Consider the following 18,353-nt stretch of genomic DNA (forward strand, 5'->3'; position numbering starts at 1 on the left):
GGTCCCTGTACCCGAGACGGCGCTCCTCCGGCACGGCGCGATCCGGAGCGGGCTGCCGCTCGCCCGCGGGAGCGGCCTTCTCGGCTCTCTCGCCCCGCTGCTCGCCGGCATCCGCCTCGACACGGCCCGCCTCACCCGCGAGCCGCGAGACGGCAGTCGAAGGCAGCGCCGGGGTTCGGTTCAGAGGCGCCGGCTCACCTGGCCGTCAATGGATGATAGCCGCGCGCAAAATAGGCGAGGCCCGTCGACTGCTCCGACAGATGGACTGCCATCACGGCGCAGAAGAGCACATGATGCGATCCGACCTCCGCCCGCCCGGTGATGCGGCATTCGAACACCGCCGCCGCGTCAACCAGGAAGGGCGCGCCGGTTGCGCCGCTCTGCCATGTCGCGCCGGCAAAGCGTTCTTCCATTGGCGTCCTGCCGCCGAAGCGGTCGGCGAGCGGCTGCTGGCCGGACGAAAGCACGTTGACCGCGACGACGCCGTTGGTCTTGACGGCATGGAAGGCCGAACTGAGCTGGTTGATGCACACGATGAGCGTCGCCGGCGTGTCGGTCACGCTGCAGACCGCGGTCGCCGTGAAGCCGGCACGCCCCGCCGGGCCGTCCGACGTCACAATGTTCACCGCCGCGCCGAGGCGCGCCATGCCGTCCCGGTAGAGCGCGGCCGGTACGGTCTCCAACGGCGCCGCACTCACGGCCGATACCACGTCATGCCTGCTCACGAGCCGTCCCCTTGTCCTTGGTGCCGCCGAGGAGAGCGAGGCTGTGTTCGAGCGCCACGACGACGGAGTCGAGCACGGGAATGCCGAGTTCCGCCGACAGCGGCGGGGCGATGCCGGCGCCGGCGAGATTGGTGCACAGGATCAGGATCGCATCGACCGGCGTTCGCGCCACCGCACGCGCCATATCGGCGATCCGCGCGGGCGGGATCGCCGCATAGTCGGTGTTCTCGGTCAGATCCGCCCGCACGGCCGCCGCGACGGTGAAGCCGGCCGCCTCGTAGTGGGCGATGATCCGCCGTTCGAGCGCCTCGACATAAGGTGTGACGAGCCCGATGCGCCTGGCGCCGAGCGCGGCGAGCCGGTCGTTGAGCGCGATGATCGCCGTCGTGGCGGGAATGCCGGTCGCCCGCTCGATCGCCTCGACCATGGCCGTATCGCGGGCGAAGCCGAGCCAGCTCGCCGCCGTGCCGTTCCACAGGATCAGATCGACCTTGGCATCCGCCAGCAGTTCCGCCGCGGTCAGCACGCGGTCGAGCTCGAACTGTTGCAGCGAGCCGTCGTCGGCGGTCAGCTGCACGACCTTGAGCCGCGAGACATGCACGCTGACGCCACCATCCGGCGGCAGGAGCCGGGCCGTCTCCGGCTCGACCACCGTGTTCGACGACGGCACCAGCATGCCGAGGCGCTTCGGTTCAGCCATCGCCGGCCTCAGACGATCGAGCGGCGCGAGGCGATGCCGCCGTCGACGGTGAGGATCGTGCCGGTCGTGTAGCCCGAGCGGAACGAGGCGAGGAAGACGATCAGGTCGGTGATCTCGTGGACATGGGCGGCGCGGCCGAGCGGATAGGTCGCGGCGAGCTCCCTGTAGCGGGACGGGTCGCCGTAGAGGTCGCTCGCCCGCTTCTTCAGCATGTTGTAGATGCGGTCGGTGTCGACGGGCCCCGGATTGACCCCGACCACGCGGATGTTGTCGTCGAGGCTCGAGCCGCCGAGCGCCCGGGTGAAGGCCATGAGGCTCGCATTGCCGACCGCGCCGGCGATGTAGCGCGGATCGGAGATTTCGCCGCCGTTGCCGATGTTGTTGATGATGACGCCGCCGCCGGCCGCCTTCATGCGCGGATAGTAGAGCCGGCACAGGTTGATGTAGCCGAACACCTTCAGCTCCCAGCCCGCGCGCCACTTGGCCTCGTCGACATCGAACAGCGTGCCGGATGGAATGACGCCCGCGTTGTTGACCAGGATGTCGACGTCGCCGACCGCTTCCGCGAGTTCTTCGCAGGCGCCCGGCCGGGTCAGGTCGCAAGGGTGCAGCGTGACGGTGACGGCCGGAAAGCGCTCGGCGATCTCGCTTTTCACCGCTGTGAGGTTGTCGACGTTGCGCGCCGTCAGATGCAGATGGCAGCCTTCCTCGGCGAAGGCTTTCGCGAGGCCCGCGCCGATGCCCTGCGAGGCACCGGTGATGAGGACGGTCTTGCCGTCGAGACGAAGATCCATGGTGCTTGTTCCTGTTGCGGCGTGGCTCAGACGGAGACGGTCGACCCGTTCCGCGCAGGGGCGGGGCGGGAGAGGCCGAGATGGTCGCGCAGCGTCGTGCCCGTGTAGTCGGCCCGGAACAGGCCGCGCTCCTGCAGGATCGGCACGACCAGATCGACGAAATCGTCGAAGCCGTCGGGGAAGTAGGGCGGCATGATGTTGAAGCCGTCGGCGGCGCGGGCCTCGAACCAGGTCTGCAGCGTGTCGGCGACCTCGACGGCCGAACCGCACAACACCCAGTGTCCGCGCGCGGCCGCCATCAGATTGTAGACATCGCGCAGGCTCATGTTCTCGCGCCGCGCCTTGGCGAGCATAACACTCGAGAACGAGTGATAGCTGTCGGAGGTCGCGATCTCGGGCACCGGTCCATCGAGATCGTAGCCGCTCATGTCGGTACCGAAGCGGTCGGAGAGCAGCGCCAGCGCGTTGGTCTCGGAGACGAAGCTCTGCAAGGTCGCGAGCTTGTCGAAGGCCTCGCGCGCGGTGCGCCCGACCACCGGCATGACGCCCGGCAGCATGGTCACGTCCTCGGGGCGCCGCCCGAACGGGGGCAGCAGCGCCTTCAGCGCCGCATACTGCTTCTGCGCCTCGCCCATGTCCTGCACGACGGAGAAGACGACGTCGGCGGTGCGCGCCGCGAGCCGCTGCCCTGGCGCCGAGCCGCCCGCCTGCAGCACGACCGGCTGGCCCTGCGGCGAGCGCGAGATGTTGAGCGGTCCCTTGACCTGAAAATAGGTGCCGTCGTGGTCGAGGGCATGCACCTTCGCCGGGTCGATATAGACGCCCGTCTCGCGGTCGGCGACGATCGCCCCCTCGTCCCAGCAGTCCCACAGGCCCTTGACCGTCGAGACGAATTCCTCGGCGATCTCGTAGCGCAGGCTGTGATCGGGATGGTTGCGGCCGAAATTGGCGGCCGAGACCGGATTGGCCGTCGTCACCGCGTTCCAGGCCGCGCGGCCGGCGCTGATGTGATCGAGCGAGGCGAAGGCGCGCGCGGTCGAGAACGGATCGCCATAGGTCGTCGAGGCGGTCGCGCCGAGGCCGATCCGCGACGTGGTCATCGCGATCGCGGCGAGCATCGTCAGCGGCTCGAGCCGCGACGTGTAGGACGGATGCGCGGCGGGATCGGCGTAGAGATTGTCGCCCATGAAGATGAGGTCGAACTTGCCGCGCTCGGCGATCTCCGCGATCCGGCGCACCTGATCGATGCTCTCGAAGCGATCGAACGCATTCGGATAGCGCCAGCCGGCGACATGGCTGCCCGTGCCGAGGATGAAGAGGCCGAGATGCATCTGGCGCCGCGGCGCACTGCTGGCGGTCATGTATTCTGTCCGGAGGGTTCGAGGAAACGGAAGCCCATCGTGCGGGCGCGGTAGTGAAGGCCGCCGTCCTGGACGATCAGGAACGCCGCCCTCGCCTCGCCCGGATTGTGGTGCGAGTGCGGAAGCGTCGCCGGCGTGACCAGCGTCGCATGCTCCGACCAGTCGCACCGCTCGCCGCCGACCATCGAATAGGCGCCCTCGCCGGCGAGGATCAGCGTGATGGCGGCGGAGTTGTGCTCATGCGCCCGCTGGTGCTCGCCCGGCGGCACGGTGTTCAGCGACAGCGTCAGGGTCGGCAGGATGTTGCGGCCGGCCTCGAGCGTGTCGCTAGAGAAGATCAGCGCGATCCCCGAGGTGGTCGCATTCTGCGCGGCCTCGACGACCTTCTGGAGCTGGCGGGCGATCTCATCGGCGGGATAGTGGACGGGCGCGACGCTGGTCTGCCGTGGATCGGGCACCGCGCCGGCAAAGCGGTAGAGCGGCTCGTCGGTCACGAGCCAGAGGAGCGCGCCCGACGATCCGCCGGCGAGCACCGTCTCGACGCCGCCCGGCGTCAGCATGACGTCGCCGGCCGCGAAGGCGAACCGCTCGCCCCCGACGCTCATGTCGCCCGCGCCCGCGATCACATACCAGATCGCCCCGGACGCGACCGGGCGGAGCGTCAGCGCATCGGCGGCCGCGAGCGCGACGTAGCGCGCGAGCATCAGCGGCGTGGTCGCCGGGTCCACCCGCCGATGCCCGCCCCGCCGATGCCCGCCCCTCCGATGACGGCCGACTGGTCGCAGGCGACGAGGCCGGACGTCCCCGCCTCGACCATCGCTCGCGCGACGCCGACCTCGCCACGGAAGGCCGCCGCCGGAACGGCCGGCAGCTTGATGTTGAAGGCGTTGCCCGAATTGAAGAAGCGCGCCCGGGCGCCGGCGGCGCTCGTCGGCGCTTCGGGCACTTGAACGGGCATCTCGGCCATGTCGATGCGCCGGCTTGCGGTCATCACGTGCTCCTCATGCCAGGGACGCCAGATCGGGACGTCGCCGATGCCAGGTGGTCACCGCCTGATAGGCATGCCCCGCCCGGCAGACGAGGCTCTCGGCGAAGGGACGGGCGACGAACTGGAAGCCGATCGGAATGCCGGCCGCGCTCTCGCCGCAGGGCAGCGTGACGGTCGGATAGCCGCAGACGTCGAAGGGCGCGGTGAAGGGGCCGATCGCGAGAATGGCGGCCGGGTCTTCGCCGAGCGAGCCCATGAAGTCGAGCGTCGGCCCCGCGACCGGCAAGCCCGGCACGACAAGAAGGTCGATGTCCGCGAAGAGCCGCGCCATCTGGCCGTTGAAGGTCCGCCGCGCGGCGAGCGCGTCCGCGAGATCGAAACCCGAGACCTTGTGACCACGCTCGAGGAGGGCCGACAGGCGCGGGCCGTATTCGCTCTTGCGGGCCGGATAGGTGTCCCGATGCGCCCGCGCCGCCTCGACCGCGCATTGCACGGCCCAGCCGCGCAGGATCGCGTCGGTGTCGGGGAAGCGCACGGGTACGATCTCCGCGCCGAGCGAGGCGACGGTCGCGAGCACCGCCTCGATCGACGCGACCACTTCGGCCGTCGCCTTGGCCGCGATGAAGCCGAGGTCGACGCCGACCCTGAGCCCCGCGATGCCGCGGTCGATCTCGGCGAGGTAGTCCGGCACGGCGACCGGCGCCGCCGTCGGATCGGCCGGGTCCGCGCCGGCGATCAGGCCGAGCAGCAGAGCGGCGTCGGCGACGGTGCGCGCCATCGGCCCGACGTGATCGAGCGAGTCGGCGAGCGGGAAGACGCCGTGCCGGCTGACGCGGCCCCAGGTCGGCTTGATGCCGACGACGCCGCAGCACGAGGACGGCAGGCGGATCGAGCCACCGGTGTCCGTGCCGAGCGAGCCGTAGGTCAGCCCGGCGGTCAGCGCCACGCCCGAACCGCTGGAGGAATTCCCCGTCCAGTGCGCCGCGCCGAACGGATTGAGCGGCTCCTGGATCGTCGGATGATGCTCGGCGTAGACGCCTTCGGTGCAGGTCAGCTTGCCGACCATGACGGCGCCGGCCGCGGCGAGCCGGGCCGTCGCGGTCGACTCGTAGGGCGGCGTCCAGCCGGCGTAGATCGAGCTGCCGAGCCCGGTCCGGATCGCCTGGGTATAGAAGACGTCCTTGACCGCGATCGGCACGCCGTGCAGGGGCCCGCGCCAGCCGCCCCGCGCGATCTCAGCCTCCGCGATCCGCGCCTGCTTGAGCGCGCCATCGGCCGCCACGGCGACATAGGCATGCAGACGCCCATCATAGGCCGCGATCCGATCGAGCATCAGCTCGGTCAGCGTCACCGGCGAAAGAGCGCCGTCGCGAATGCGCGGCGCCAGCGCCAGGATCGGGGCGGCCCACAATGGCTCGGCTGGATGAATGTCGGAGGAAGATGGCAGTGCGGACATGAGGTCCCTGCGCTCGTGCTTGGTTTACGATTATACGGTACACCCGATTTCGTATAATCGATGCCCGTATTTTCACCTCATGCTGCCCCCGAAGTGGCCAATTCATGACAAGTCCCGGGGACTTCACGGCGGTCGAAGGGGATCATGCGTCCCTAATCCGGGCTTTTCGCATACGGCAAATAATTGGTACGCATATTGCTATACAGTTTTCCGCATACACAAAACCCCTGGAGGTTTGCATGGCCTTCGCATTCGTTCGTACGCTGACGGGCGCAGCCGCCGCCCTGGCCTTCGGCCTCATCGCCTCGTCCGCCGCTATCGCCGGCGAAAAGGTCTCCATCCGCCTGAAGTGGGTCGCGCAGGCCCAGTTCGCCGGCATCTACGTCGCGAAGGCCAAGGGCTTCTATGCCGACGCCGGCCTCGACGCGACGATCAACCCGGGCGGCCCCAACATCAACGTCGAGACGCTCGTCGCCTCCGGCGCCGACACGTTCGGCATCGCGAGCGGCACCGAGGGCATGCTCTATGCCCGCGAGAAGGGCCTGCCGCTCGTATGCGTCGGCATGTCCCAGCAGATGACGCCCTTCGCCTTCGTCACCTACGACAATTCCGGCATCAAGTCGGTCAAGGACTTCAAGGGCAAGAAGGTCGCCGTCTGGTTCACCGGCGTGCAGTACACGCTCTATTCGGTGCTCGCGCACGAAGGTCTGAGCCAGAAGGACGCCCAGATCGTCGCGCAGCCCTTCTCGATGCAGCCCTTCATCGACAAGCAGTACGACGTCGCCACCGTGACGCTCTACAACGAGCTGAACACGCTGAAGGAACAGGGCATCAACAACATCAAGCTGTTCATGCCCGACGATTCCGGCGTGACCACCCAGCAGGATGCGCTCGTCACCTCCGAGAAGATGATCAAGGAGAAGCCGGCGCAGGTTCAGGCCTTCGTCTCCGCGACGCTGAAGGGCTGGAAATACGCCTTCGAGCACAAGGCCGAGGCCGTCGACATCGTCATGGCCGCCGGCTCCGGTCTCGACCGCAAGCACCAGGAGCTCATGCTCGACGAGATCCAGCGCATCATGACCGCCAAGCTCGGCAGCGCCGAAGGTCTCGGCGCGATCGACATGAAGGCGATCGGCGATGTGCAGGACAGCCTGCTCAAGTTCGAGGCGCTGAAGAAGCCCGTCGACCTGAAGGCCGCCTTCGACGCCTCCTTCTGGGCGAAGGTTCCGGCGGCGGACAAGAAGCTCTGACAAGCGGGCGGCGGGAGATGGATATCCCTATGGCAGAACCCTCCACTGCGGCCGACCATCGGCCCGCCCACCTGCAGCTCGTCAATGTCTGGAAGCGCTTCGGTCCGCCGGAGCGTCAGACGGTGGCGGTGCGCAACATCGACTTGTCGATCCGTCCGGGCGAATTCGTCACCCTGATCGGCCCATCCGGATGCGGCAAGTCGACCCTCTTCAACATGATCGCCGGGCTCGTCGCCCCCGATGACGACGGCTCCATTCTGCTCTCCAATCAGGTGCAGCAGGATTACGGCCTGCTCGGCAAGGTCGCCTTCATGCCGCAGCGCGACCTGCTGTTCCCCTGGCGCACGGTCATCGACAACGCGACGCTGGCCCTGGAAGTCGAGGGCGTGCCGCGCAAGGCCGCCCGCGCCCGTGCCGCCGCGCTGTTCCCCGAATTCGGCCTCGAAGGCTTCGAGGACCATTATCCGCACCAGCTGTCCGGCGGCATGCGCCAGCGCGTCGCCATGATGCGCACCTTCCTGTTCGAGCGCGACCTCGTGTTGCTCGACGAACCGTTCGGCGCGCTCGACGCGCTGACCCGCGCCATGATGCAGCGCTGGCTTCTGGACGTCTGGGCGAGGCATCGCCGGACGGTGATCTTCATCACCCACGACATCGACGAGGCGATCTTCCTCGGCGACAAGGTCGTCGTCATGACGGCGCGGCCCGGCACGGTCAAATGCGAGGAACGCATCGACCTGCCGCGCCCGCGTGCCGCCTCGGTGACGACGACGCCCGCGTTCATCGAGCTGAAGCGCAAGCTCCTCGCCGTCCTCGAGGAGGAGAGCCTCAAGACCTTCACCGGGGCCATGCCGGGCGCGGGATCGCTGCCGACCGCGGGAGCCCTGCCCGCATGATCCGCGACGCTCTCCTCCGTTCGCCCCTGCCCATGCTCGTGATCGTCGGGCTGTCGTGGTGGCTGCTCGTGCCGGCGCTGAAGGTCGAGCCGCGCTACCTGCCGCCGCTCGCCGCGGTGATCGCCGACATCCGCTCGGTCTGGCCCGATCTCCTGGCGGGGTTCTGGCGCACCTTCGTCGAGACGGTCGTCGGCTTCCTGTTCGGGGCCGGAGCCGGTGTCGCGGCCGGCATCGGTTTCGCCCGTTGGCGCTGGCTGGAACGCGGCATCTTCCCGATCTTCGTGGCGCTGCAGAGCGTCCCGGTCATCGCCTTCGGCGCGATCGTGGTGATCTGGTTCGGCAACACGCTCGCCTCGAAGGTCGTGATCGCGCTCTATCTGGCTTTCTTCCCGATCGCGGTGAACACGCTGCGTGGGCTCCAGGCGGTCGATCCGCAGCGCGTGGCGCTGATGCGGAGCTTCGGCGCCTCGCCTCGGCAGATGTTCTTCACGCTCAGCCTGCCGACGGCGCTGCCGACGATCATGATCGGCCTCAAGATCGGCCTGTCGCTGTCGCTCGCCGGCGCGATCGTCGGCGAATGGTTCGGCGACACGGTCGGGCTCGGCGTGATGCTGCTGCAGGCGCTCTACTTCGAGCAGGTGCCGCGGCTCTGGGGGCTGATCCTGACCTGCGGGGCGCTCGGCACCCTGCTCTATGGCGGCGCGGAATGGATCGAGCGGAGGTTCATATGGTGGCGGGCGGAGTGACCTGGGGCGACCGGCTGGCCGTCGCGATCGGCCTGGCGGCGCTGTTCCTGATCTGGCAGGGCGGCACCATGCTGTTCGCCGTGCCCGACTACATCCTGCCGCGCCCGCTCGACATCGCCGCCGCGATCGTCGAGCGCCGCGATCCGATCACGCAGGCGCTCATCGTCACCGGGACCGAGACGATCGCCGGCTTCCTGATCGGCGCCGCCGTCGGCGTCGGCCTCGCGGTCTGCCTCGTGCTGGTCCCGCCGCTCGAGCCGCTGCTGATGCCGCTTGCGGTCGCGATCAACGCCGTGCCGTCGGTCGCCTTCGTGCCGCTGGCGCTGATCTGGTTCGGCCTCGGCATGGGTTCCAAGATCGCCATGGCCGTGCTGGCCGTCGGCTTCATCGTGCTCCTGAACGCGCTCTCCGGCCTGAAGAAGCCCGAACAGGGGCACATCGACCTGATGCGCTCGTTCGGCGCCGGGCGGATCGGCATCCTGTGGCGGTTGCGGCTGCCGGCGGCGATGCCGTCGATCGCCACGGGCCTGCGCGTCGGGCTCGGCCGCAGCACCATTGCGGTCATCGTCGCGGAGATGCTCGGCGCCTACGACGGCATCGGCCAGATCGTCTACCAGTCGACCGCGCAGGTCGACTACCTGAACGTCTGGGCCGCCGTTCTCGCCGCCATGCTGGGCAGCCTCGCCCTCTATGGCTGCCTCGTCGCAATCGATCGCAAGCTGATCTGGTGGAGATGACAATGACCATTCCGTTCGAGGCGATCGCCAATCCGGAGGCGCACGACGAGCCGACCCTGCGCGCACAACTGGCCGCCTGCTTCCGGCTCGTCGCGCATTTCGGCATGGACGACCTGATCTACAATCACATCTCGGTGCGCGTGCCCGGCTCGACCGAGCATTTCCTGATCAACCCCTACGGGCTCCTCTTCTCCGAGGTCACCGCCTCGTGCTTCGTCAAGATCGATCTCGATGGCAACAAGGTCGAGCCCTCGCCGCACCCGGTGAACCAGGCCGGATTCGTGATCCACAGCGCGATCCACTCGGCGCGCGAGGATGCCGTCTGCGTGCTGCACACCCACTCGGAGGCCGCGACCGCGGTCTCGGCGCTCGATGTCGGGCTCCTGCCGGTGAGTCAGTTCGCGATGCGCTATCAGGGCCACATGGGCCTGCACGACTATGAGGGCGTCGCCCTCGACACCGACGAGCGCAGCCGCCTCATTGCCGATGTCGGGCCGCACAATGTGCTCGTCCTGCGCAACCATGGCGTTCTGACCATCGGCCGCACGATTCCCGAGGCCTTCATTCTGATGTACTACTTCGAGAAGGCGGCGCGCGTGCAGTTGCTCGCCCAGTCGGCGGTCGCCGCCGGCGCCCGCCTCGCCCTGCCACCGACGCCCGTCACCGAGAAGACCGCCCAACAGTTCAACGATCACCACGGCGACATCCGCGCCGCCGGATCGCGCGAATGGCCGGCCTTCATCCGGCTGATGGATCGGATCGACCCGAGCTATCGCGACTGATCACGCCGCGCGCAGAGAACCCCACGACAGCAAGTCACGAGAAACGAACCATGGTGCAGGGGCAGGACACGGCAGGCGAGACCTTGGAGCCGAGCGACGAACCGACCCGGGCGCGAGGAACCCTTTCGGAGACGCTGCGCGCCCAGCTCGAGGAGATGATCGTCGACGGCCGGCTGAAGCCCGGCGAGCGGCTCGACGAGTTCGAACTCGCTCAGCGCTTCAAGGTCTCGCGGACGCCGGTGCGCGAGGCCGTGAAGGCATTGGTCGCGGTCGGACTGATCGAGGTCCGCCCGCGGCAGGGGCTCGTGGTCGCGACGATCTCGATCCCCGTGCTGCTCGAGATGTTCCAGATGATGGCGTCGCTCGAGGGGCTCTGCGCCAAGCTCGCGGCCCGGCGCGCAACGCTCGCCGAGCGCGCTACGCTGCGCGAGATCCACGCCCGGCTCGTCGCCGCGCTCGCCGATGGCGATCCGGCGCGCTTCTACGACATCAACACCGAGTTCCACGAACTCATCTACGACGCCTCGCACACGCAGTTCATCGCCAGCCAGACCCGCAGCCTCCGACGGCGCGTCGCCGCCTATCGGCGCTACGTGACCTATCAGCCCGGCCGCATGGCCAACACGATCGTCGAACACGAGCGCATCCTGGACGCCCTCGACCGCGCCGACGCCGAGGCCGCCTTCAAGGCCGCCAGCGAGCATGTCAACCTGCTCGGCGACGACATGGCCGACTTCATCGCCGCCGTGCCGCTGGCGATGTTCGAAGAGGCCTGAGGCGACCATGGCGACGCTGCGAGCCTTCGGTCATGGAAACCAAGGCCCGCCCGTCGTGCTCGTCCACGGTTGGTGCTGCTCCGGCGACGTCTGGCGCCACCAGATCGAGGCCTTCGCCGGCCGGTGCCGGCTGCTCGTGGCCGAACTCGGCCATCCCGATCCGGAGACGCAGGACGTTTCGATCGCCGCGACCGGCGCGGCGCTCGTCACCGCTCTCGACCGCGAAGGCATCGACGCCTGCACGCTCGTCGGGCATTCGATGGGCGGTCCGGTGGCGCTCGAAGCGGCCCGACGGCTGCGCAGCCGATGCCGCGCGGTGATCGGCGTCGATACCTTCACCGACGCCGCCTTCTACGCGGCCCGCCCCGACGCCGAGATCGCGACGCGACTGGAGCCGTTCCGGCGCGACTTCGCCGGCACGATGACGACGATGATCGACCGGATCACGCTCGGCGGACCCGCCGACCTGCGCCGATGGGTCACGCGGATGATGGCCGAGGCGCCGCGCCCGAGCGCGCTCGCCCGCATGGCCTCGCTGCTCGCCCACGACATCGAGGCGCTCTGGCCGACCGTGCCCTGCCCCGTCGCCACGATCAACTCGGCGCCCCTCGACCGGCCCGAAGCGCGTCTGACCCTCGCTGGACTGGACGCGACCTGGATGCCCGACGTCGGCCATTTCCCGATGCTCGAAGCCCCGGAGGCATTCAACCGACAACTCGCCCGAGCCTTGACCATGGCGTCGCCCTAGGCCGATGCGAACCCTGAATGGCGAGTGGAGGCGGCCGAGGCGTATTTCAACCTGGGTCCCGAGCTCATCCCCCCTGATCGCCCTCCCACGCTTCTCATTAACATCGACACTCTCTCGAGAGACGCAACGCCGGTTTCAACTATGCTCGATCGCGCTGAGATCCTCTTCAAGGCGCTGAACGCGGTCGCTACGCCCCCGTTTGTCGCGGCTAGCCGCAAAGTGGTCAGCCCCTCCGCATCTGGTCCTCGAGTTGGGCCAGAGCGAACTTCAAGCTGGATCAGGGCTGAGGGGTAACGTCACAATTGTCGCGGATTTGTCGTGTCGTCGGAAGCGAGTCCGTGTCTCGACACACGAAAGCCCGCCGGTTTTTTGACCTGGCGGGCTTTGGTGTGTGTTTTGTTTGGTTGCGGGGGCCAGATTTGAACTGACGACCTTCAGGTTATGAGCCTGACGAGCTACCGGGCTGCTCCACCCCGCGTGAGGTGTTTTTCGTGCTTGTGTCCGATGGTGTGGGTCCTTGTCCGGTCGGGACGTGGGGGCCACGGGATCGGGTCGACCAAGCAACGACGCCCTCGGACTTCGGGAAGAAGTGCGAGGGCGTTGGAGAGGATTGTCCGTCGGATCGAGAAGGTTTCGCGCGGCGGGCGCCGTCCGGAGGACCGGGGGCCGCGCCTTGCGGGTTCGTGTGTGATTGACTTGCGCTCTGCAGGCCTGGCAGCGACCTACTCTCCCGCGTCTTGAGACGAAGTACCATTGGCGCTGGGGGGTTTTACGGCCGAGTTCGGAATGGGATCGGGTACAGGCCCCCCGCTAGAACCACCAGGCCGGCGGAACGCAAGGGTGAAGAGGTCTTCGGCAGTGTTTTGTCACCGCCGCGTGCAGGGATGAATGTCGATCCTTCGCTTGGAAGGATCATTCGATGGATATCGACAAATGAGAGCGATCAAGCCGATCGAGCTATTAGTACCAGTCAGCTCAACGCATTACTGCGCTTACACATCTGGCCTATCGACGTGGTCGTCTTCCACGGCTCTGTTTTGCGAGACCTTGTTTTGACGTGGGTTTCCCGCTTAGATGCCTTCAGCGGTTATCCCGTCCGCACATAGCTACCCTGCACTGCCGTTGGCACGACAACAGGTCCACCAGTGGTGCGTCCATCCCGGTCCTCTCGTACTAAGGACAGATCGTCTCAAGTCTCGAACACCCACGGCAGATAGGGACCGAACTGTCTCACGACGTTCTGAACCCAACTCACGTACCACTTTAATCGGCGAACAGCCGAACCCTTGGGACCTGCTCCAGCCCCAGGATGTGATGAGTCGACATCGAGGTGCCAAACCTTCCCGTCGATATGGACTCTTGGGGAAGATCAGCCTGTTATCCCCGGCGTACCTTTTATCCGTTGAGCGATGGCCCGTCCACGTGGGACCACCGGATCACTATGGCCGACTTTCGTCTCTGCTCGACTTGTCAGTCTCGCAGTCAGGCAGGCTTATGCCATTGCACTCAACGAGCGATTTCCGACCGCTCTGAGCCCACCATCGCGCGCCTCCGTTACTCTTTGGGAGGCGACCGCCCCAGTCAAACTGCCCACCATGCGCTGTCCTGGACCCTGTGGGGCCGCAGTTAGACAGTCATGACGATAAGGGTGGTATTTCAAGGATGGCTCCACACGAGCTGGCGCCCATGCTTCAATGCCTACCACCTATCCTACACATGCCGACACGAATGCCAGCGCAAAGTTGCAGTAAAGGTGCACGGGGTCTTTCCGTCTAACCGCAGGAACCCCGCATCTTCACGGGGAATTCAATTTCACTGAGTCTCTGCTGGAGACAGCGGGGAAGTCGTTACGCCATTCGTGCAGGTCGGAACTTACCCGACAAGGAATTTCGCTACCTTAGGACCGTTATAGTTACGGCCGCCGTTTACCGGGGCTTCGATTCAAAGCTTGCACCTCTCCTCTTAACCTTCCGGCACCGGGCAGGCGTCAGACCCTATACGTCGCCTTGCGGCTTCGCAGAGCCCTGTGTTTTAGGTAAACAGTCGCCACCCCCTGGCTTGTGCCCCTGAACCTGCTTGCGCAAGCCCAGGGCCTCCTTATCCCGAAGTTACGGAGGCAATTTGCCGAGTTCCTTCAGCAGAGTTCTCTCAAGCGCCTTGGTATGCTCTACCAGTCCACCTGTGTCGGTTTCGGGTACGGTCTATACGGGAGGCTGTTTCCTGGAACTCCTTCGCTGCCCGATCAATCCGATAAGATCGAACAACACACGGAATTCGTCACTACTCCCAGGCCCTCGATTGTTCACGAGGTTCCCATCGACTACGCCTTTCGGCCTCGCCTTAGGGGCCGGCTAACCCTGCGCAGATTAACTTTACGCAGGAACCCTTGGACTTTCGGCGAGAGTGTCTCTCACACTCTTTATCGTTACTCATGTCAGCATTCGCACTTCCCATACCTCCACGGCGTCTCGCGACTACCGCTTCATCAGCTTAGGGAACGCTCCGCTACCGCTCTTTCGAGCCCACAGCTTCGGCACGTGGCTTGAGCCCCGTTACATTTTCGGCGCAGGAACCCTTGTCTAGACCAGTGAGCTGTTACGCTTTCTTTAAATGATGGCTGCTTCTAAGCCAACATCCTGGTTGTTTTGGGATCCCCACATCCTTTCCCACTTAGCCACGATTTAGGGGCCTTAGCTGGTGATCAGGGTTTTTTCCCTCTCCACGACGGACGTTAGCACCCGCCGTGTGTCTCCCGGGTAGTACTCGCGGGTATTCGGAGTTTGGTTAGGTTTGGTAGATCGGTAAGACCCCCTAGCCCATCCAGTGCTCTACCCCCCGCGGTATTCGCCCGAGGCGCTACCTAAATAGCTTTCGCGGAGAACCAGCTATTTCCGAGTTTGGTTGGCCTTTCACCCCTAGCCACAGCTCATCCGAGACTTTTTCAACAGGCACCGGTTCGGCCCTCCAGTGCGTGTTACCGCACCTTCAGCCTGGCCATGGCTAGATCACTCGGTTTCGGGTCTGGTCCGACGAACTGAACGCCCTGTTCAGACTCGCTTTCGCTGCGCCTACACCTTACGGCTTAAGCTTGCTCGTCAAACCAACTCGCTGACCCATTATACAAAAGGTACGCCGTCACCCAGGACGAACCTTGGGCTCCGACTGTTTGTAGGTATCCGGTTTCAGGATCTGTTTCACTCCCCTTGTCGGGGTGCTTTTCACCTTTCCCTCACGGTACTTGTTCGCTATCGGTCGCTGAGGAGTACTTAGGCTTGGAGGGTGGTCCCCCCATGTTCGGACAGGGTTTCACGTGCCCCGCCCTACTCATGTCCCTTTATTCACAACACTCCTACGGGGCTGTCACCCGCTATGGCCCGACTTTCCAGACGGTTCGGATTAGTGAATAAAAGGCACTGGCCTGGTCCGCGTTCGCTCGCCACTACTAGCGGAGTCTCTGTTGATGTCCTTTCCTCCGGGTACTGAGATGTTTCAGTTCTCCGGGTTAGCTCCCATTGCTGGGTGACCTTGCGGCCGGGTTGCCCCATTCGGAAATCCTCGGATCAAAGCTTGTTCGCAGCTCCCCAAGGCTTATCGCAGCGTACCACGTCCTTCATCGCCTCTCAGCGCCTAGGCATCCACCGAATACCCTTATGGCACTTGATCGCTCTCATTTTCGATATCCATCGCAAACCTCTCGGTTTTCGATGAACATTCTATCTTTCTGCTTTTAGAAAGACCTCTTACACACACGAAGCTCACCCGAAGATCCCGCAATCTCTCGCAGGACCAGTATCCATTCCGAACCGATCCCGGGAACCGACGCATCGCGCGCCTATCCCCGCTCTCGATCCGGCAGCGGTCGCTTGCTCGGCTAAAGCATGCGACCGGCCAGCCTCTGACAGGTTGCCCTGTCATCCGGCTTCCGGATGAACCTTCTCTTCACGATGTCAAGACGGACAGGCCGCATCCGAAGCATCCCTGCCTCGGACCAGCCAAACTGGTTTTCTTCCAGACGAGTTGTTTGCTTGCCCGAGGATGGCCGATGCCACCTCGGGTGCCGACGATCAACCGATCAGCACCATTCCAAGGATTTGGTGGAGCTAGACGGGATCGAACCGACGACCTCATGCTTGCAAAGCACGCGCTCTCCCAACTGAGCTATAGCCCCGTATCGAGGATCAGTAGAAGATTGGTGGGCCTGGAAAGATTTGAACTTTCGACCTCACGCTTATCAAGCGCGCGCTCTAACCAGCTGAGCTACAGGCCCCAACCGATGATGTGTTTCCACATACCGGCGAACCCGCGAAGCCTTCGTGACGAAGACACTGCAAAGCCGGACACGAGAACTCGTCCGAGAAGAAAGAGAAACGAAGACGGCGGCGTCCCGCGCTTGGTGACGTCAATCCAGAAAGCGTCGTGAGCTTTCTGAAAGCGTCGGTGTTCTAAGCGATCGGGATCAATGGTCCAGTGGGCGTTCATTTCTGGCGAACCAGATCAAAACGGGCACCAGGCACCGAAAACGATCTTCCTTAGAAAGGAGGCGATCCAGCCGCAGGTTCCCCTACGGCTACCTTGTTACGACTTCACCCCAGTCGCTGAGCCTACCGTGGTCAGCTGCCCCCTTGCGGTTAGCGCACTGCCTTCGGGTAAACCCAACTCCCATGGTGTGACGGGCGGTGTGTACAAGGCCCGGGAACGTATTCACCGCGCCATGCTGTTGCGCGATTACTAGCGATTCCGACTTCATGCACTCGAGTTGCAGAGTGCAATCCGAACTGAGACGGCTTTTTGGGATTGGCTACTCCTCGCGAAGTTGCTGCCCACTGTCACCGCCATTGTAGCACGTGTGTAGCCCAGCCCGTAAGGGCCATGAGGACTTGACGTCATCCCCACCTTCCTCTCGGCTTATCACCGGCAGTCCCCCTAGAGTGCCCAACTGAATGCTGGCAACTAGGGGCGAGGGTTGCGCTCGTTGCGGGACTTAACCCAACATCTCACGACACGAGCTGACGACAGCCATGCAGCACCTGTCTCCAAGTCCCCGAAGGGAAAACCAGATCTCTCTGGCGGTCTTGGGATGTCAAGAGCTGGTAAGGTTCTGCGCGTTGCTTCGAATTAAACCACATGCTCCACCGCTTGTGCGGGCCCCGTCAATTCCTTTGAGTTTTAATCTTGCGACCGTACTCCCCAGGCGGGAAGCTTAATGCGTTAGCTGCGCCACCGACCAGCATGCTGGCCAACGGCTGGCTTCCATCGTTTACGGCGTGGACTACCAGGGTATCTAATCCTGTTTGCTCCCCACGCTTTCGCACCTCAGCGTCAGTACCGGGCCAGTGAGCCGCCTTCGCCACTGGTGTTCTTGCTAATATCTACGAATTTCACCTCTACACTAGCAGTTCCACTCACCTCTCCCGGACTCAAGATATGCAGTATCAAAGGCAGTTCTGAAGTTGAGCTCCAGGCTTTCACCTCTGACTTACATATCCGCCTACGTGCGCTTTACGCCCAGTGATTCCGAACAACGCTAGCCCCCTTCGTATTACCGCGGCTGCTGGCACGAAGTTAGCCGGGGCTTCTTATCCCGCTACCGTCATTATCCTCGCGGGCGAAAGAGCTTTACAACCCTAAGGCCGTCATCACTCACGCGGCATGGCTGGATCAGGCTTGCGCCCATTGTCCAATATTCCCCACTGCTGCCTCCCGTAGGAGTCTGGGCCGTGTCTCAGTCCCAGTGTGGCTGATCATCCTCTCAGACCAGCTAAGGATCGTCGCCTTGGTAGGCCATTACCCTACCAACTAGCTAATCCTACGCGGGCACATCCCTTGGCGATAAATCTTTCTCCCGAAGGACACATACGGTATTAGCACAAATTTCTCTGTGTTATTCCGTACCAAGGGGTAGTTTCCCACGCGTTACTCACCCGTCTGCCGCTCGTATTGCTACGCGCTCGACTTGCATGTGTTAAGCCTGCCGCCAGCGTTCGTTCTGAGCCAGGATCAAACTCTCAGGTTGGATTTTGAGAACTTTTGATCTCGGCATTCATGGTCGCACGTTTGACGAGGGTCCGACAATCTACGCCCTTCAACCCGATCTAACCGTCTCACGACAGTAAAACCAGAGGGCGGATCATCAGATCCTAAAACGTGTACCGCCGAAGTCTCTCATCCAAAGACAGTCGCGATCCGAAAACCTCGACCGTCCTTCGCAAGGACTCCGCCGTCCACGTTTCTCTTTCTTCTTATTCAGTTGTCAAAGAACCCGAAGCCCGTATCCCGAACCTCGCCTCGCTCAACTCTGGTAGTACAAACCACCAAAATTCAGCGAACACAAAACCACCTCCGGTTCACCGGAGACAATTGCTTCAGTCTCTACTGAGAGAAGCCGAGGAAGTCT

At 64.5% G+C, this 18,353-nt stretch carries 14 protein-coding genes, 3 tRNA genes and 3 rRNA genes; 7 read left to right on the forward strand and 13 right to left on the reverse strand.

The window, feature by feature from the left end; genetic code table 11:
- Positions 1-194: 194 nt before the first annotated feature.
- The 7 genes from ABS361_09950 to ABS361_09980 are packed head-to-tail and all read right to left on the reverse strand — an operon-like array spanning position 195 to position 6,024.
- Positions 195-725, reverse strand: a complete 531-nt coding sequence (locus ABS361_09950; GenBank protein ID XBY46498.1) for a flavin reductase — start codon at positions 723-725, stop codon at positions 195-197.
- The gene (locus tag ABS361_09955; GenBank protein ID XBY46499.1) at positions 712-1,425 is read right to left on the reverse strand and encodes an aspartate/glutamate racemase family protein; all 714 of its coding nucleotides are present in this window, start codon (positions 1,423-1,425) and stop codon (positions 712-714) included. The genes ABS361_09950 and ABS361_09955 overlap by 14 nt, the downstream gene beginning before the upstream one ends.
- Positions 1,426-1,433: 8 nt before the next feature.
- Positions 1,434-2,219, reverse strand: a complete 786-nt coding sequence (locus tag ABS361_09960; protein ID XBY46500.1) for an SDR family oxidoreductase — start codon at positions 2,217-2,219, stop codon at positions 1,434-1,436.
- A 26-nt stretch (positions 2,220-2,245) separates the two neighbouring features.
- Entirely contained in the window at positions 2,246-3,580 is a 1,335-nt protein-coding gene (locus ABS361_09965) for an LLM class flavin-dependent oxidoreductase (GenBank protein XBY46501.1), read from the reverse strand.
- The gene (locus ABS361_09970; GenBank protein ID XBY46502.1) at positions 3,577-4,308 is read right to left on the reverse strand and encodes a cupin domain-containing protein; all 732 of its coding nucleotides are present in this window, start codon (positions 4,306-4,308) and stop codon (positions 3,577-3,579) included. The genes ABS361_09965 and ABS361_09970 overlap by 4 nt, the downstream gene beginning before the upstream one ends.
- Positions 4,284-4,571 (reverse strand): hypothetical protein, encoded by a 288-nt coding sequence (locus ABS361_09975; GenBank protein XBY46503.1) that lies wholly within the window; start codon positions 4,569-4,571, stop codon positions 4,284-4,286. Before ABS361_09975 ends, ABS361_09970 begins: the two co-directional genes overlap by 25 nt.
- Before the next feature lie 10 nt (positions 4,572-4,581).
- Complete coding sequence (locus ABS361_09980) at positions 4,582-6,024, reverse strand: amidase (protein ID XBY46504.1); 1,443 nt, start codon at positions 6,022-6,024, stop codon at positions 4,582-4,584.
- Between the two features lie 239 nt (positions 6,025-6,263).
- Between ABS361_09980 and ABS361_09985 the strand changes: the two genes are divergently transcribed.
- Genes ABS361_09985 through ABS361_10015 form a run of 7 tightly spaced genes read left to right on the forward strand, consistent with a single transcriptional unit; the run spans position 6,264 to position 11,959 of the window.
- Positions 6,264-7,274 carry an ABC transporter substrate-binding protein gene (locus ABS361_09985; protein XBY46505.1) on the forward strand — a complete coding sequence of 337 codons (1,011 nt, stop codon included), beginning with the start codon at positions 6,264-6,266 and terminating at the stop codon, positions 7,272-7,274.
- Between the two features lie 29 nt (positions 7,275-7,303).
- Positions 7,304-8,170 (forward strand): ABC transporter ATP-binding protein, encoded by an 867-nt coding sequence (locus ABS361_09990; GenBank protein ID XBY46506.1) that lies wholly within the window; start codon positions 7,304-7,306, stop codon positions 8,168-8,170.
- Entirely contained in the window at positions 8,167-8,916 is a 750-nt protein-coding gene (locus tag ABS361_09995) for an ABC transporter permease (GenBank protein XBY46507.1), read from the forward strand. Before ABS361_09990 ends, ABS361_09995 begins: the two co-directional genes overlap by 4 nt.
- Complete coding sequence (locus tag ABS361_10000) at positions 8,898-9,653, forward strand: ABC transporter permease (GenBank protein ID XBY46508.1); 756 nt, start codon at positions 8,898-8,900, stop codon at positions 9,651-9,653. The genes ABS361_09995 and ABS361_10000 overlap by 19 nt, the downstream gene beginning before the upstream one ends.
- Before the next feature lie 2 nt (positions 9,654-9,655).
- The gene (locus ABS361_10005; GenBank protein XBY46509.1) at positions 9,656-10,435 is read left to right on the forward strand and encodes a class II aldolase/adducin family protein; all 780 of its coding nucleotides are present in this window, start codon (positions 9,656-9,658) and stop codon (positions 10,433-10,435) included.
- Positions 10,436-10,485: 50 nt separating this feature from the next.
- Positions 10,486-11,211 carry a GntR family transcriptional regulator gene (locus ABS361_10010; GenBank protein ID XBY46510.1) on the forward strand — a complete coding sequence of 242 codons (726 nt, stop codon included), beginning with the start codon at positions 10,486-10,488 and terminating at the stop codon, positions 11,209-11,211.
- 7 nt (positions 11,212-11,218) lie between these two features.
- Entirely contained in the window at positions 11,219-11,959 is a 741-nt protein-coding gene (locus ABS361_10015) for an alpha/beta hydrolase (GenBank protein ID XBY46511.1), read from the forward strand.
- A 401-nt stretch (positions 11,960-12,360) separates the two neighbouring features.
- Here the strand turns inward: ABS361_10015 and ABS361_10020 are convergent.
- The 6 genes from ABS361_10020 to ABS361_10045 all read right to left on the reverse strand — a co-directional run bounded on the left by ABS361_10020 (position 12,361) and on the right by ABS361_10045 (position 17,972).
- A tRNA-Met gene (locus ABS361_10020) sits at positions 12,361-12,437 on the reverse strand.
- 231 nt (positions 12,438-12,668) lie between these two features.
- Positions 12,669-12,783, reverse strand: a 5S ribosomal RNA gene (gene rrf, locus ABS361_10025).
- Positions 12,784-12,898: 115 nt separating this feature from the next.
- Positions 12,899-15,622: ribosomal RNA gene (locus ABS361_10030) — 23S ribosomal RNA — on the reverse strand.
- A gap of 429 nt (positions 15,623-16,051) precedes the next feature.
- Positions 16,052-16,127 (reverse strand) — tRNA-Ala (locus ABS361_10035).
- A 22-nt stretch (positions 16,128-16,149) separates the two neighbouring features.
- Positions 16,150-16,226: transfer RNA gene (locus ABS361_10040), tRNA-Ile, on the reverse strand.
- Between the two features lie 266 nt (positions 16,227-16,492).
- A 16S ribosomal RNA gene (locus tag ABS361_10045) occupies positions 16,493-17,972 on the reverse strand.
- Together the 16S, 23S and 5S rRNA genes with 3 tRNA genes alongside form the textbook arrangement of a ribosomal RNA operon.
- Positions 17,973-18,353: the final 381 nt, after the last annotated feature.

It is taken from the genome of Ancalomicrobiaceae bacterium S20 (assembly GCA_040269895.1).
Lineage (GTDB): Bacteria > Pseudomonadota > Alphaproteobacteria > Rhizobiales > Ancalomicrobiaceae > Methyloraptor > Methyloraptor flagellatus.

Bases quoted from the DNA above. Each gene is read 5' to 3' on its own strand.
- ABS361_09965 (XBY46501.1), bottom strand. From the start codon at position 3,580: ATGACCGCCAGCAGTGCGCCGCGGCGCCAGATGCATCTCGGCCTCTTC.
- ABS361_09960 (XBY46500.1), bottom strand. From the start codon at position 2,219: ATGGATCTTCGTCTCGACGGCAAGACCGTCCTCATCACCGGTGCCTCG.
- ABS361_10010 (XBY46510.1), top strand. From the start codon at position 10,486: ATGGTGCAGGGGCAGGACACGGCAGGCGAGACCTTGGAGCCGAGCGAC.
- ABS361_10005 (XBY46509.1), top strand. From the start codon at position 9,656: ATGACCATTCCGTTCGAGGCGATCGCCAATCCGGAGGCGCACGACGAG.
- ABS361_10015 (XBY46511.1), top strand. From the start codon at position 11,219: ATGGCGACGCTGCGAGCCTTCGGTCATGGAAACCAAGGCCCGCCCGTC.
- ABS361_09975 (XBY46503.1), bottom strand. From the start codon at position 4,571: ATGACCGCAAGCCGGCGCATCGACATGGCCGAGATGCCCGTTCAAGTG.
- ABS361_09955 (XBY46499.1), bottom strand. From the start codon at position 1,425: ATGGCTGAACCGAAGCGCCTCGGCATGCTGGTGCCGTCGTCGAACACG.
- ABS361_09995 (XBY46507.1), top strand. From the start codon at position 8,167: ATGATCCGCGACGCTCTCCTCCGTTCGCCCCTGCCCATGCTCGTGATC.
- ABS361_10000 (XBY46508.1), top strand. From the start codon at position 8,898: ATGGTGGCGGGCGGAGTGACCTGGGGCGACCGGCTGGCCGTCGCGATC.
- ABS361_09990 (XBY46506.1), top strand. From the start codon at position 7,304: ATGGCAGAACCCTCCACTGCGGCCGACCATCGGCCCGCCCACCTGCAG.
- ABS361_09980 (XBY46504.1), bottom strand. From the start codon at position 6,024: ATGTCCGCACTGCCATCTTCCTCCGACATTCATCCAGCCGAGCCATTG.
- ABS361_09985 (XBY46505.1), top strand. From the start codon at position 6,264: ATGGCCTTCGCATTCGTTCGTACGCTGACGGGCGCAGCCGCCGCCCTG.